The 14967-nt window shown below is 44.3% G+C and carries 8 protein-coding genes; 1 reads left to right on the top strand and 7 read right to left on the bottom strand.

Going from position 1 to position 14967, the window contains the following annotated elements:
* Positions 1 to 9: 9 nt before the first annotated feature.
* The 3 genes from ECHVI_RS10650 to ECHVI_RS10640 form a co-directional block, all read right to left on the bottom strand.
* Positions 10 to 3447, bottom strand: a complete 3438-nt coding sequence (locus tag ECHVI_RS10650) for a TonB-dependent receptor (RefSeq protein WP_015265987.1) — start codon at positions 3445 to 3447, stop codon at positions 10 to 12.
* 34 nt (positions 3448 to 3481) lie between these two features.
* Positions 3482 to 4534: a FecR family protein gene (locus tag ECHVI_RS10645; protein ID WP_015265986.1), complete on the bottom strand. Its 1053-nt coding sequence runs from the start codon at positions 4532 to 4534 to the stop codon at positions 3482 to 3484.
* 83 nt (positions 4535 to 4617) lie between these two features.
* Positions 4618 to 5265, bottom strand: a complete 648-nt coding sequence (locus ECHVI_RS10640) for an RNA polymerase sigma factor (protein ID WP_015265985.1) — start codon at positions 5263 to 5265, stop codon at positions 4618 to 4620.
* 415 nt (positions 5266 to 5680) lie between these two features.
* Here ECHVI_RS10640 and ECHVI_RS10635 point away from each other — a divergent pair, with 415 nt between their 5' ends.
* Positions 5681 to 6157: a hypothetical protein gene (locus tag ECHVI_RS10635; protein WP_015265983.1), complete on the top strand. Its 477-nt coding sequence runs from the start codon at positions 5681 to 5683 to the stop codon at positions 6155 to 6157.
* A gap of 237 nt (positions 6158 to 6394) precedes the next feature.
* Here ECHVI_RS10635 and ECHVI_RS10630 read toward each other — a convergent pair whose 3' ends face one another.
* The 4 genes from ECHVI_RS10630 to ECHVI_RS10615 all read right to left on the bottom strand — a co-directional run bounded on the left by ECHVI_RS10630 (position 6395) and on the right by ECHVI_RS10615 (position 14964).
* Positions 6395 to 7927, bottom strand: a complete 1533-nt coding sequence (locus ECHVI_RS10630) for a sulfatase family protein (protein ID WP_015265982.1) — start codon at positions 7925 to 7927, stop codon at positions 6395 to 6397.
* Positions 7928 to 8051: 124 nt separating this feature from the next.
* On the bottom strand, positions 8052 to 9593 hold the full coding sequence (locus ECHVI_RS10625; RefSeq protein WP_015265981.1) for a sulfatase family protein: 1542 nt from the start codon (positions 9591 to 9593) through the stop codon (positions 8052 to 8054).
* A 111-nt stretch (positions 9594 to 9704) separates the two neighbouring features.
* Positions 9705 to 11465: a RagB/SusD family nutrient uptake outer membrane protein gene (locus tag ECHVI_RS10620; RefSeq protein ID WP_015265980.1), complete on the bottom strand. Its 1761-nt coding sequence runs from the start codon at positions 11463 to 11465 to the stop codon at positions 9705 to 9707.
* Between the two features lie 16 nt (positions 11466 to 11481).
* The gene (locus ECHVI_RS10615; RefSeq protein ID WP_015265979.1) at positions 11482 to 14964 is read right to left on the bottom strand and encodes a TonB-dependent receptor; all 3483 of its coding nucleotides are present in this window, start codon (positions 14962 to 14964) and stop codon (positions 11482 to 11484) included.
* Positions 14965 to 14967 lie beyond the last annotated feature (3 nt).

The raw sequence follows: 14967 nt of genomic DNA, 5'->3' as shown, positions 1-14967 counted from the left end.
ATTTTAATATTAGAAAGTGATTTGCAATCCAGCAGCAATGGATCTTAGCATGGGGTAATTGCCACTCAGCACTTCCGGATCGAAGGTATCAGGTACACTGGTCGCTTCCCAAATATTATAAGCCGACGTGTACACACGAACCTTATCCAACCGGATCCGCTCTGTCCACGGCGCCGGAAGGGTATAGCCCAACGTGATATTTTTCAGACGGAGGTAGGATGCATTTTGGAGATATCTTGTTTGGGTTTGACGATTGGCTGAACTGGATCGGTAGCCTGGAAAATAAGCATCGGTCCTCTCCGGAGTCCACGAATCCTCATATACCTCATAGGTTCCTGAACCGCCAGCGATACCGCCCCAAAACAGATTACTTCCAATCCATACATCCCTTTTGCCCACACCTTGGATGAAGACATTCAGATCAAAACCTTTCCAGAAAACATTCATATTCAATCCAAACTGGTATCGCGGAGTGCTGTTACCGATAATTTTGCGGTCACCTGAATTTTCAACTGTACTTTCTCCAGGCCCCACTTGCCCATCGCCGTCCAGGTCACGATATTGGACGTCACCCGGGAACCACAAGCCTGAATTAATCAGCTCCTGACTTGGGGCATTGTCGATCTGCTCTTGGCTTTGGAACAATCCGACCGTTTCATAGCCCCAGATCTCACCCATCACCTGACCTGTATACAAAGAACTCAGAAGCTTATTGGGGTTGCCATTAAATTCAGTAATTTCTGAACGGTAATCGGAAAGGTTAAACGACATATCATAGCGGATACCATTGTCCAATACATCTCTCCATTTGGCAGTAAGTTCCCAACCGGTCGTCTTCATCTCTCCGGAATTTTTAGTGGGAGATGAAGTCCCGAGTACTGCTGGATACTTATCTCCGGCCACTAAAATGTCACTAGTGGTCCGTTCATACCAGTCAAAACTCACATCCAACTTATCAAAAAGGGCCACGTCAAACCCAACATCCACCGTCGTCGCGGTTTCCCAGGTCAAGTCAGCATTTACCAAGCCCGGAGGGGTAATCCCAACAGGTCTAATCCCGTCAAAAAGATAACTTACTTGGGCGGTAGTGCCATATGATGGGATATAGATATAATTGCTTACATTTTGGTTGCCCAAACTACCATAAGAAGCCCTCAACTTCAATTCATTAACGAAAGGTCGCAATCCTGCTGCCCACTCTTCTTCACTAATTCTCCATGCCCCTGAAAGAGAAGGAAAAAACTTGAACCTCCTATCTGATGGAAACCGAGATGTACCATCATAACGACCATTGGATTCCAGTAGATAACGATTATCGTAGTTATATGTAAACCTATAAAAAGCACCTCTTAGGGCCCATTCGGATTCACTATCATAGGCGTATTCATTACCCAAGGTCTGCCCAATTACGGGTACATAAGGAGTCAAGATTTGCTCTCCCCTTCCACCTAAATAAGAATATTTATACGACTCTTGGTTGAATCCTCCCAACACATAAAATTCATGCTTGTCCACTGACAGGGAATAATCCGTAAAAAGGTTAATGGTAAATTGATCGGAATGTTGGCTCCACCGTTGTACCGAGCTGGGATTAGTGTGTACGGTGGTAGGAGAATCCCACCTGTTTTCTATTCGTTCAAGCTCTGGAATCACTTGCTTTCTTCGGAAATTATAGGATTTATAGGAAATATTGGCTTTGACATCCCATCCTTTTAACACATGGATAGTAGGGGCAATCCCCAAAAGGATATGTTCTTTGGTCTCATCATTACGCGAACCATAATCCATAAATGACAGAATATTGTCCGTATACATTTGCCCTACCGGTGAGGAAGCGGGGGTCATTATAGGCATGTTTATATTCCTACTAGGCTCTTGTGACATGGCTGTCCACCACCCACCTTTACCTGCTGGGCTGACGGGTTCAGTATAATTTGACTGACTATAGGAAGAGCGAAATTCCACTTCAAACCAATCCGTAACTTCATTATTGACGTTCAACATCAAATTGTAACGCTTGAACTTGTCCGTATTGATCTTGTAAAGCCCGTCTTGCCCCTGATAACCCAAAGAAGCATAATAGCTGCTCTTTTTCGTCCCACCACTTAGATTCAAGTTGTGTTTTTGCATGGGACTGTAATTTCGGAGGGCTTCTTCATAAGGCCGTGTATTTCCTACCCAAATGATATTGTCCCCAGCATCCATGTAATACGGTAATTCAGCATCTGGATTGCTCATATACCGCTGGATATTCTCAAGTTTTAGTTGCATATCCGAGCTAGGAGTCCTATTCTGCAATTCTTCAGCTTTGATGGCTGCCTCCTGAATGGTATAAGCATCCAATAAATCAGGTACTGCTGACGGCTTGTTCCATTGAAAAGAATTGGAATAGGAAATTTTAGTCCCCTCTTGCTTTGCTCCTTTCTTGGTGGTGACCAGCATGACACCATAGGCTGCCCTAGAGCCGTAAATGGCCGCAGAAGCAGCATCTTTCAAGACGGACACGCTTTCGATATCTTCAGGGTTTAGCTGGTTTATGTCCATCTCTACACCATCCACCAAGATCAAAGGACTCCCAGTCTGGAAATCACCTCCCGAAAATGAAGTACCGCCTCGGACATTAAATGATGGATTGGTATTGGGTGCTCCGTTGGAAATTCCCACATTGAGGTTAGCTATGGTTCCTTGCAGAGCTTGTCCTATATTCGCTACTGGCCTGTTTTCAAGCATGTCGGAGGAAACCTGACTCACCGCTCCGGTGAGATTGACTTTTTTCTGTGTACCATACCCTACGACCACTACCTCATCCAGCGCTTTGGTATCTTCATCCAACTGAACGTTGAGAACAGTTTGGTTACCTACTGCTAGTTCTTGAGTTTTATAGCCAATAGAGCTGATGACCAGTATCGCATCCTCGTCGGATACTTCTATGCTGAATTTTCCATCAATATCCGTTACCGTTCCGGTATTGCCACCTTTGACACGGATGGTCACTCCAGGGATACCCATGGGTTCATTCTCTGAGGTCACCTGTCCCGTCACCACACGTTTGATCCTTACCACTCCTTCCGTATCAGAAGATAAGCGGTTATTGACATTGATCACATGATTGATCTGTTGAAATTTCAGGTTTGCCGCAACTGACAGTTCTTCAAGAACCGATGTCAGCGACACATTCCTCTTGGTAAGCGTGAGTTTTCTTTCTACCGCAATAAGGTCTTCATCATAAAAGAACTGAAAAGCAGTTTTGGTTTCTATAGAAGAAAACACTTCTTTTAAGGTACTGTTTTGCTCGTCCAAGGAAATAAACACCTTGTCCATATCCAGGTCACCTTGGTCTCTTTCTGTTGCACTGGAAACCTTGAAGGTTAAGCAGAGCATTAGAGAAAAAAACAAGGCACCACCACATTTGATCAGACCAAAGGTCTTGGGTACATTTTTTTTCATAGTGTTCAGTGATTAAAGTGTAAAATGCTACTAATTAGGGTGCTGTATTGATTGTGATGTGATCTCCATTGATTTCATAGGAAATGTTTCTTGCGTACTTTATTCCTTCCAGTACATTCTGAAGGCTTTCCTGTTTGAAAACGCCGCTGACTTTCCACTGCGATGACGGACTATCCAAAACCGTTACGTCTACTCCGTACCATCGCTCAAGTGCTTTTATCACAGTGGGTATATTGGCACTTTTAAAAACCAACTTGCCGTCTTTCCATCCGAACTGCTGATCATGATCAAAAGTGGATTTAACGGAACGGTCAAAATCCTCATGTACTGTCAGCATCTCCCCGGGCTTTAAGTATAATGGTATGACTGGCTTTTCTTGCTCCGAAGGGTAAACCGAAACAAGCCCCCTTTCCAATGCCACACTGACTTCCTCTCCCTTGAAAGCTTGGACAGTAAAAGCTGTTCCATGCACCTGGGTTACTACTCCCTCAGCATGCACCCTAAAGGTCCTTGATTCGTCATGGGTCACATCAAAATAGGCCTCTCCCTCCAAAAACACCTCCCGTTTACTACCTTCAAATGTTTCTGGATAGCTGATTTTACTACCCGCATTAAGGATCACCCGGCTTTTGTCGGGAAGAAAAAATGCAGACTTTTGTCCATAAGGATTTTCTTTGGTCAAAAAAGCCACGGAAGCAGTAGCTTCATTATCGCTCACGGGGTAGGCTGAAAAAATATACGTTGCCGCCAGTATGACCAGTAGACATGCGGCTATGGCCCTAATGATAAAGGGGCTCAGCTGAAGTATCCTGATCGGAGTCTCCGCTGCATCCTCAAAATGAATGCTTGGCTCATCCCTCAATATTCTATCCAGAATGACATCCTTTTGCTGTGCAGCATGTGGATATTCCTCGAAATAGATTTTCTCTACCAGTCCCTTGGCCTGATAAAACGCTTCATGGCACTGTGGATGATTCTGGAGCCATTTTTGCCAGAATTCATCACTTTCCTCAGCGGGATTTCTTACCCAGCTTACAAAGTACCTGTTGGAAAGAAAATAGTCGATATCAAATTTGCGATCTTCCAATATTGCTTGCTCTTTTCCCTGTAGACAAGCAAACTTTCAAAATGACATCAAAAACAATTGAAAATTTTTAAAATTATTTATCCTTACGAAAAAAACAGCATGACTAGTTCTATTAAAAACACCTCCTTTAGCTTTCCAATAATCCGATACACCATATTACGTGCAGACTTGACATGATCGTAGCCCATTAATTGCTGAATGTCTTCATAGCTCATTCCCTTGTAAAAATAATAATAAACGACCTCTCGCTGCTTTTCGTTCAAACCAGCCAGGGCTTTGTTTAGCTTTTCAAGCTGCTCCTTTTGTTGCAGATTAAGCATCAACAGCGTTTCATGAGAAGGAACTATGTTAAACTGTTCAGTCACGGGATATCTTTCCAGCTTATAGGAATTCTTTTTCAAAGCATTAAAAATCCTCCGCTTAAGGGATTGATACAAAAACAACCTTATGGATGATGTAATAAGGGGCAGTTTCTCTCTTTTTCTCCTGAGATAAATAAACAGGTCCTGAACACAGTCTTCTACCAACGTCACTTCTGCAAACTGCAATCCAAATTGGCACAATTCTTCAAAGTAGCAGTTATATATATGTATAAAAGCACTTTCATTTCCTTCCTTGAATTGCTGCCAAATAGCGCCGTCGTCACTACTGGGAAATTGACGTTGCCCGAAAGATGAGCTCTTCTCTTTCCATTCATCACGAGAATAATTTATTTTTTTTTCTTCAGACATTGATTGGCTTTCGGTTAAGGGATCAGAGATAAATCTTGTTCTTTAATCCTAAACACTACTTTTTATACCTTTCAATATACAAATCGAAGAAATAAGTAAAACTATTTGAAAATATAAAATTAACGAAATGGTAACTTTTACATTAAATACGATAAAATATTACGCATTTCTATTAAAAACTTTCGATAACTATGCAAATGCCCTAAAAATCCATTTCTAACATGGATCACCAATGCAATAAAAATCACTCGACCCTACCCGTTTTATAGTGATGGGATAAGCGGTGGTTCACTACTAGCGCTGATATAGTTTATTCTTGCAAAGATTTACGCTTTTTTGGCAAGCAGTTCAGTATATAAAACCGCCTTAGGATTGGGCGTCACTAACTTAGGCTAAATTTTAAACTGTAATCGACATGAAACACTTCAAACACCTGATTTTAGCCACCTTATTATTTTCCCCCATCATCGTTCATGCCCAAATGACGGCAGACGAAGAAATTCAGCTTATCCAAGCAGAATTTGGCATGGAAAAGAAAACGTTGATCGAAAATTATATGGATTTATCCGAATCGGATCAGCCCGCTTTTTGGCATGTGTATCAAGCGTATGAAGAAGAGCGAAAAACCATTGCTAGAGAGCGAATCATGATCGCTAACGAATATCTGGACAACTACGCCACCCTGGACGATGAAGAGGCAGACAACCTGGCCAAAAGAACCTTAAGCAATTCCTTAAAGCTAACCAAGCTCCATGCTAAATTCTACAAAAAGTTTAAAAAGGCCACCAACGCTATGGATGCCGCCAAATTCATGCAAGTTGATGACTATATCCATTCCACCATCCGTAATGCACTGCAGGAAGAACTGCCATTTATTGGCGAAATGGATTAAAACCAAAAATTCCCCGGTCGATAAACTCTCCGGGGAATCTCACCTTTTCACTTTTTAAAAAGCCTATTTGGCACACATACGTCCATAAAAAGTCCTTGGCACCAAATAAGGATTTCCCTCATACTGCACCCAAATTCACCAAGGTCACAATATTTCCCTAAGTTTCCTTATGCCCAATTCCAACTGGTATAAAAACGTTTATCCCAACCTTCACATCACGCCTTGCCAACCGTTCTCTTACGGCTTCATCCACCATAGTTGCTCCCAAATTTCCTTGCCCTCATTGGCTTGGCGGGAACCTGGAGTGCTTCTACCATCAGTGACATATTGCGTCAGCAACTCCTTCAGCTCTTTTACTTTACCTGGGTAATCCGCTTGTAGGTTTTTCTTTTCTCCCGGATCATTTTCAAGATCAAAAAGCTGTACAGGAGGAAGGCTGTCTATTCTTTTGACATCTTCTGGCGTCGGATAGCTCCAGCCACCAGACCCCGCTGTCATGGCCAACTTCCACTTACCTTGGCGAATGGCAAATGCTCCCTTCTCAGAATGATGCACAGTGGCCTCACGGAAAGGCTGGTCAAATGTTCCTCCTGAAAACAACGGCATAAGGTTATAACTATCCACTCCCTCATGATCCTTTAACGAATACCCTACCAAGGCTGCACAGGTCGCCATCAGGTCAGTCGTACAGATGGTCTGTGCATTTACACTCCCCGGAGCAATCACATGGGGCCACTTGGCAATAAACGGCACGCGGTGGCCACCTTCGTAAATATCTGCTTTGTGGCCACGGTAAACCCCGCTCGAATAATGGCCTTTTGCGATCAGCTCATCTATTTTAGCAGCTGGTGCCACCCCATTGTCACTAACAAACACAATCAATGTATGCTCTTCTATCCCTGCCTCCTTTACCGTAGCCACCAACTTTCCTACATAATCATCCAGCATCATCACAAAATCGCCATATGGCCCCACATCACTCTTCCCCTGCCATTCTTTGGAAGGCAAAATCGGTGAATGAGGTGAAGGCAAAGCCAAATAAAGGAAAAATGGCGAAGCTGTTTTGCTGCGGGCCCTGACATATTCCATACTTCTTCTGAAAAAGTTTGGCGTGACCTCTTCATGCACAAAATCCGGTGCAGTCATCCCCTTTCTCCACCAACCGTACTTATCCTTACTCACGGTCGAATCAACAGGGATTTCGGTAACTTTCCCATTTTCCACATAGACATAAGGGGGAATATCCAAAGAAGCCACGTGGCCATACGCATAATCAAACCCCACATCATTGGGATTATGGGTCACGGGTTTGGAAAAATCAATATTGCCGTCTTCATCATGGCCCCAGTTCCACCCCAGATGCCACTTACCGATAAAGGCCGTGTGGTAACCATGCTGCCGTAACATCGACGGCACCGTACTTCTATCCTTTTCGATCAAAGGAGCCGAATCACTCCAGAGCACACCGTTCTTTAGCGATGACCGCCAGTTGTACCGCCCTGTCAAGATACTGTAGCGCGTAGGCGTACACACTGCAGATGAGGTATGTGCATCTGTAAAGCGCATGCCTTCGGCCGCCAACTGATCCAAATGCGGTGTCTTTATTTTCCCTTCCGGAAAGAAGGACTGAACATCACCAACCCCCATATCGTCTGCCAAAATATATATGATATTAGGAGGCTTTGGGGTAGTGCTTTCCTCGGCACGCTGGCAAGCCATTGCTGAAAGCAGCAAAAAAGAACTGAAAAAGGTTATTCTAATGGACACCATTTATCAAATTTAAAACTCAATATCGCTACACTGTATGTACTATTTTCTCTTCTTGAGACAGGAATATGAGCATGCACTTTGGCAAAATGCCTCTCCATTTTACCAAAGCACTCCATGCCTCCGACTATTTTTCCTTGATCGATTGTAAGGTAGATTTCATCTCTTTGACCAATTCAGGAAATTCCGCCGCCAGATCCTTGGTCTCCCCAGGATCATCTGTAATGTTGAAGAGTTGATCTACTGAAGAAAACCCCGTCTCAATGATCGGCCCCCAAGGCACCATATCGGGACCGTTATTGGCAGGAATAAGCTTATGCCCATCACGTCGGATGTAGGTCAAATTGCTAAACAAAGCTTCCTGTACCAAACCTTCTCTTCCCACGCTGTCCTCCCCAATCAGGGCAGACCAAGCATTTTGGGTGTCTACAGCTTGCTCGGCATTATACTCCTGCCCCAGAAATTCAGCGAACGAACCTACCAAATCCACTTGACTGACCATTGCATTTGAGATTTTCCCTCCTTTTATACTTGCTGGCCATTTCACAATGAACGGAACCCTTGTCCCTGCTTCAAAAGCACTGTATTTCCCACCTCTAAGCGCTCCCCATGGCTTATGGCTACCGATCAATTCACGGGCCTGATCTTCATACCCATCGTCCAACACCGGACCATTATCACTGGAAAAGATAATCATGGTGTTTTCTTCAAGTCCCTTTCCTTTAAGCAACTTCACCAGCTCTCCTACTGTCCAATCCAACTGGGCAATCACATCACCCCTTGGGCCAAAGCCAGTAGTACCTTGAAATTTTTCATTTGCAATTCGTGGCACATGGATGTCATGGGTAGCAAAATAAAGGAAGAATGGCTCATCTGATTCCTGGGTGATAAATTGGCTGGCCCTATCCACAAATGTCTGGGCAAAGTCCTCATCTCTCCATAAGGCCGATTCACCGCCAGCCATATATCCTATTCGGCTGACACCATTGACTATGGTGTGGTTATGACCATGGGACCACATCATCTTGAGCAACTCGGGATGCTCCTTACCTGTTGGTCGGTCTCCTACTTTTTTCCGGTAACTTACCTCGATAGGATCTGAAGGATCCAGCCCTACCACATGGTGATCCTCCACAAAGACGGTAGGCACCCTATCTCCAGTGGCAGGAATGATAAAGGAATAATCAAAGCCTATTTCCAATGGACCAGGTTTCAATTCGCCATTCCAATCAGGCCCTTCATCTCCGCCAAGTCCCAAATGCCACTTCCCGATGACACCTGTCCGGTAACCTGCTCGCTGCATGACTGCGGGCAATGTTTCACGACCCGGCCGAATCAGCGCGGATGCATCTCCAGGAGCCACTCCTCTGCCCTTTGCCCTCCAGGCATATTCACCGGTGAGCATGGCGTATCTTGAGGGGGTACACGTGGCGGCAGTAGCATAAGCATTGGTAAACAGCATTCCATCTTCAGCCAATTGATCAATATGAGGCGTCGGGATTTGGCCTCCATATTTGGCCACATCCCCATAGCCTAAGTCGTCCGTATAAATAACCAGGACATTGGGTTTCGGCTGGATTTCTTCTGCCTGCTGATTGGATGCTTCTTTTTTGCTGCAGGATACCCCTAATACCAACAAAAAAACAGTTAGGTAATATGTCTTGTTCATCGTTATCATTTAATCTTAATCTCAAATATAGTCCATTAGCACTAATTCAGGTGCTTCAAAGTCAAAAAGACCGGTTGTGGACCGGTCTTTTTTTCTTGGACGCTTACCTCATTAATACCCTGGATTTTGAACCCATTTAGGATTGTCAGCAATGATTCCCTGGTCAATGGGAAAATAAAATCGCTCTGGACCAAATTCCCTTGTGACGGGCTCAGCATTTTTTAACGTAATGATGTATTTATCTTCATCCAAGTCATATTTAAAGACTAAGCCTTTCATCCTTACATCATCGAGATATTGCGGCGCTATCCTCCACCGTACCAAATCCCAATAGCGTTGATTTTCAAAACACAACTCCACTTGCCTTTCCTTTCTTAGATTGTACTCCGTTATCTGATCATAAAAAGGCATGCCGGCTCTTTCTCTCAGCATGTTGATCGCATTTAGGGATTCATCCATATTGTTTAGGTAGAAAGCGGCTTCCGCAAGATTTAAATAGGTTTCACCCAACCGGAAAATGGCAAAATCCTGCCCTGACTCCCCGGTATTCGGCAGATCCAGGTTTTCATTTACATTTTTCCTCCTTAATAATGCCGTATTCCTTACATTCCTAGGGTGAGCCGCAGCTGGCCAAGATTCACCTTGACGGTCAAGGTTCCCTGAAGTGGCTTCCACTTTTTCTCCTGCCTCATTGGTATAGAGGGTACTGCTGTGGAAATAAATCAATCCCCCTTTAAACGTCGTCTCGGGATAAAATACTGAAGCCCGAAAACGGGGATCCCTATTTCCAAAAAAGGCATCCATGTCCCACATATTGTCAGCCACTAGCTGATCTCTCGTAATGGAAGTCCCCAAAGTACCATCCTGAAAATCGAATAATTCTACCAAGTCATACAGCACGGGGAAATTACAGCCCCAGCCACCGCGGAATTCTGCCGGAAAAGCCAACCGGTCAAAACCAGTTCCTTTTACGATAGGTTCAAAAACCTGTGCAAAAACCACTTCACTGTTACCATCATCCAAAAACAAATTGATGTAATTCTCTACCTTGTCTTCGTATTCATTGTAAAGGGTAAAATTTCCTGAATCGATAATCTCCTTGGAAGCATCATAGCTCATCTGGTAGTAGCTTTCCGCTTGGGCATTGGGGATCCCCACGACCCCATCCAGCTGTACCTCTCCGAAATTGGCAATACTTGCTGCATAAAGCGCTGCCCGGCTTTTTAGGGATAAGGCCGTCCACCTGTCTACACGACCTAGTCCACCTGTTGGTTCAGTGCTCAAAAAGGGAATGGCTGCATCCAGCTCCGAAAGGATAAAATCATAAATCTCCTTTTCGGTCTTTCTACTTGGGTACAGTTCTTCCTCCGGGTCATCTACTGCTTGCACGTTTGTAATCAAGGGTACACCGCCATAGCGCTTAACCATCTCAAAATACATGTGTGCTCGGAGATATTTTGCCTCAGCCGTCTTCGAATCAATATAATCCTGCTCAAAGGAAGTACTCTTTGCGATATTCTCAATCACATAGTTGGCGTCCCGGATATTACCCCAAGGATAGTAACCGATAGGACCATCACCTGCTGCTGCAGAATAGGTCCGCTGGTAGGTAGTATTGGGGCTTTGCCAATCCGCAAAGCAGATGTGCTCACCACCAACGGCAGGGATCATGGCAACATTATACCCATTATCGCCTCCAAAATTAATAAACCTTAAATCCTGATAGATCTTGGCTATGTAAGCTTCTGTCAATGGCTTTGATTCAAAAATATTATCCTCCGAAATGAAATTCGGAACCTTGGTCAACTGATCCTCACATGAAAACAGCAGGAACATGCAAAGTGGAATAAATATATTTCTTATGTTTTTCATTAGTATCTGCTTTAAATTACAACGTTACTTGAACACCAAAAGACATTGTTCTCAACAGCGGAAGGTTAAAAGCATTTGGCCTGGAAGCCTCTTCTGGATCGATATTACCCTTGAAAATTCCCAGTTTATTGAATGTCACCAAATTATCTCCTGACACATATACCGACAACCTGTCCAAGCCAATGCGGGACAATATCCGCTGATCGAAGGTATAGGAAAGTGTTGCTGTCTTTAACCTCATATAGGTACCGTCTTTCATCCAAAAATCCGACTGGGCATCATTCCACGTTCTTGCGCCATCCCTATTGAAAGCTGGCAGTTGGGCCTCAGGATTAGCTCCTACACCGGGATTGGCAGGATCCTGCGTCCAAGAGTATTGCTCATGCAGCTTTAGGGGAACCTGTTCATTACCAAATGGCGCCCTGAAGGTTCCTACGATGAAGACATTAAACTGGGAACCTCCTTGCCAAAGCATCGATAAGTTAAAATTCTTATAGGTCAAACTTGGCTGAAGGCTATAGGTCAATTGTGGATCATTTCCATAACCGATCTCATACCGGTCTTCCCTATTGATCACCCCGTCTCCCGTGATGTCCACATACCGGATATCACCCGGTTTTGGGCTGCCATTGAGGTCCTCAAACGTATAGGTATCCAAGTACTCATCCACTTCTGCCTGGCTATTGAATAGACCATCAGACTTATAGCCAAAAACAATGTTTACCCAACGTCCCGTCCTTTTATTAAACTTCACCTGAACCGGATCAGATTCGTCGATATCTTCTTGATATTTCTCGTATTTCTCTCTAGTGTAGCCTACACCCGCCACAATATTGTACCGGAAATCACCTGCCGTACCTCGAACCCCTAAAGACGCATCAAACCCGCGATTACTTCTCGCATCTAAATTTACCGCTGGAAGCGGGGCGCCAAATGTACCAGGTAAATCCTCCAATGGTGTCCTGAGCAGGCCATCTCGGTAGCGATAGAACCCATCCAAGCTACCAAATACGCGTCCATCGAAGAGCGTATAATCAAGGCCCGCATTGTACAAAGTCGTTTCTTCCCAAGTAACAAGTTCATTTGGTAGACCGCTGGATTGGATTTGGGCCACTTGATCCCCATTTAGGATATAGATATTTCCCACTCTTTCTTCGAATCCGGAGAGGTACTCAAACGAGGTGTTGCTGAGATTTTTATCCACGCCCGTTTGGCTATAGGAAAGCCTCAGTTTCAACTGATCAAGCACCGATGATTCTTTCAAAAATTCTTCCCGGGCAATGTTCCAGCCTGCCGATATTGATGGAAAATATCCCCATCTTACTTTTGGACCAAACTTAGAACTCGCATCCGCCCTCAGCGTCGCCTCAAACAAATACTTTTCATCATAGGAATAATTAAACCGTCCCGCTACACTGATCCTTGTGTATTCTATATCACGGCCTGTACCACCCGTAATTGTAAGCTCATTGGCTCCACTCACCTGTGGAATATCAGGAGACAGCAAATCCCTTCGGGTCACGTTAAGGCTGTTATAGACATTGTCCTCTCTTTCTATAAATGCCAAAGCCGAAAAATTATGCTTGGAAACATCTTTGTTATATCGCGCATAGCCTCTGTACAGAAACCTACTTCGAGGATCGCTGGGGCCATAAATGGATTTGTAATAAGCATTGATCCCTTGGGAACCTTCCAATTTATAGCCATCAAAATCATCCGTAACCTGATCTGGATTATAGGAATAAACTTCGTAAAACTTGGTCAGTCGCTCCCTCACGGCAGTTCTAAACCGGAAATTCATTCTTGCCCCTACGGTCAGGTCTTTAAAAAAAGGAAGGTTATAGCTCAGCTCTGCAGCACCGGCCGTGGTCTTCTTGTTTGTATTCTCATACCCAACCACATCTTTTTTGATCCGGGTCACTGGAGACCTCGCATTGAAACCAGAGTAAGGGTTCTTGGTGGGATCCGGTAAAGAAGTTGGATATATGGGCTGTGCGGTTCTTAAATCATTCCATACATCCCCAATACTCGACGAAGCATAATCCTGTTGCTCATTAATATGGCTAATGTTTAATTTAAGGTCCAATCCTTCGGAAAGGTTTATATCTGTATTACTGGTCACAGAGAGCTTTTGATAGTCGTAGTCCCCTTTAAAGATCCCGGACTGATCCTGCATGCCTACACTGAGATAATACCTGACATTTTCGCTACCACCCCTAAAGCTTAGGTTGTGATTTTGCAAAGGGGAGCCACCTTCTTTGACCGTGGCATTGGCCCAGTCATAGCTTGGTGCACCCGGCGCATTATATTTTTCCAGGTTTTCTTCGGTAAAAGTGGTCCCGTAAGGGATCTCCGCATCTGGATTCGCGGGATCATATTGGGTATTAAAAATACCGTCTCTCCCCAATTGGATAAAACTTCCAGCATCCACCTGTTCTGGGAAAGTCAACCTTTTTTGGGTAGCAAAATAGCCATGGTAGGACACCTTTGGTTTTCCTGCTTCACCCCTTTTGGTCGTAACCAAAATTACGCCGTTTCCGGCACGGGCACCGTAAATGGCTGCAGAAGCATCCTTTAGTACAGAAATGCTTTCAATATCATTCGGGTCCAGTCGGTCCAAGTGAGATTCTACCCCGTCCACAATAACTAACGGAGATCCAAACCCACGAATACTGATATCCACATTGTCAGCGCCCGGAAGGCCAGGGTTCTGATTGGTCACCAACCCGGGAACTTGTCCCACCAAAAGCCCTTTCACGTTGGTAGTTGGGTTCTTGGCCAATTTATCCGCTTTCAAGTCAGTCACTGACCCCGTCAGGGTACTTTTCTTTTGGGTACCGTAGCCGACCACTACCACTTCTTCCAAGTCTCCCAAATCTTCTTCCAATATCACATCCAACTGAGTACTGCTCCCCACCTGAACGGTTTGGGACTTATAACCCACGTAGGATATTACCAGCGCACTTCCTTCTTGCACATTAATGCTATAGTTACCATCCAAATCTGTCACAGTGCCGTTGGTCGTCCCCTTCTCCACAATGGCCACTCCCGGGAGAGGGTTTCCTGTTTCATCCGTAACAACACCCTTTAACTCAATTTCCGAAATAGCAATTTCCACTGCATCAGTCCTATTTTGAATATTTTTACCGACGTAGACAGAATTATTGACTTGTTTGAATTTCAAATTGGTTGCCTTGCCAATTTCAATCAATACCTCTTCTACTGACTTCTTTCCCCTTTCCAAGGTCACAGAAGGCGTATCTTGAAGCAAATCGTCCGGATAGACGAAAACATAAGCTGTCTTGGACTCCATTTCATCAAACAGCGACCGAACAGTCCTCGGCTGATGTGACATTTTCACAAAGGCCTTGTCCAAGGGCTTTATTTGTGCATTGCTTTCTTCAGCCATCAAAGAAGAAAGCAGCAGACACTGAATTATAATACCATATAACAGGTTCTTAGACACCATCTTAATTAGGCTCAGTAATTTTCTTTTCATAGT

This window comes from Echinicola vietnamensis DSM 17526 (genome assembly GCF_000325705.1).
In the GTDB taxonomy this organism is placed as follows: domain Bacteria; phylum Bacteroidota; class Bacteroidia; order Cytophagales; family Cyclobacteriaceae; genus Echinicola; species Echinicola vietnamensis.
Note: the sequence above shows the minus strand (reverse complement) of the source record. Positions and strands in the feature narration are given on the sequence as shown.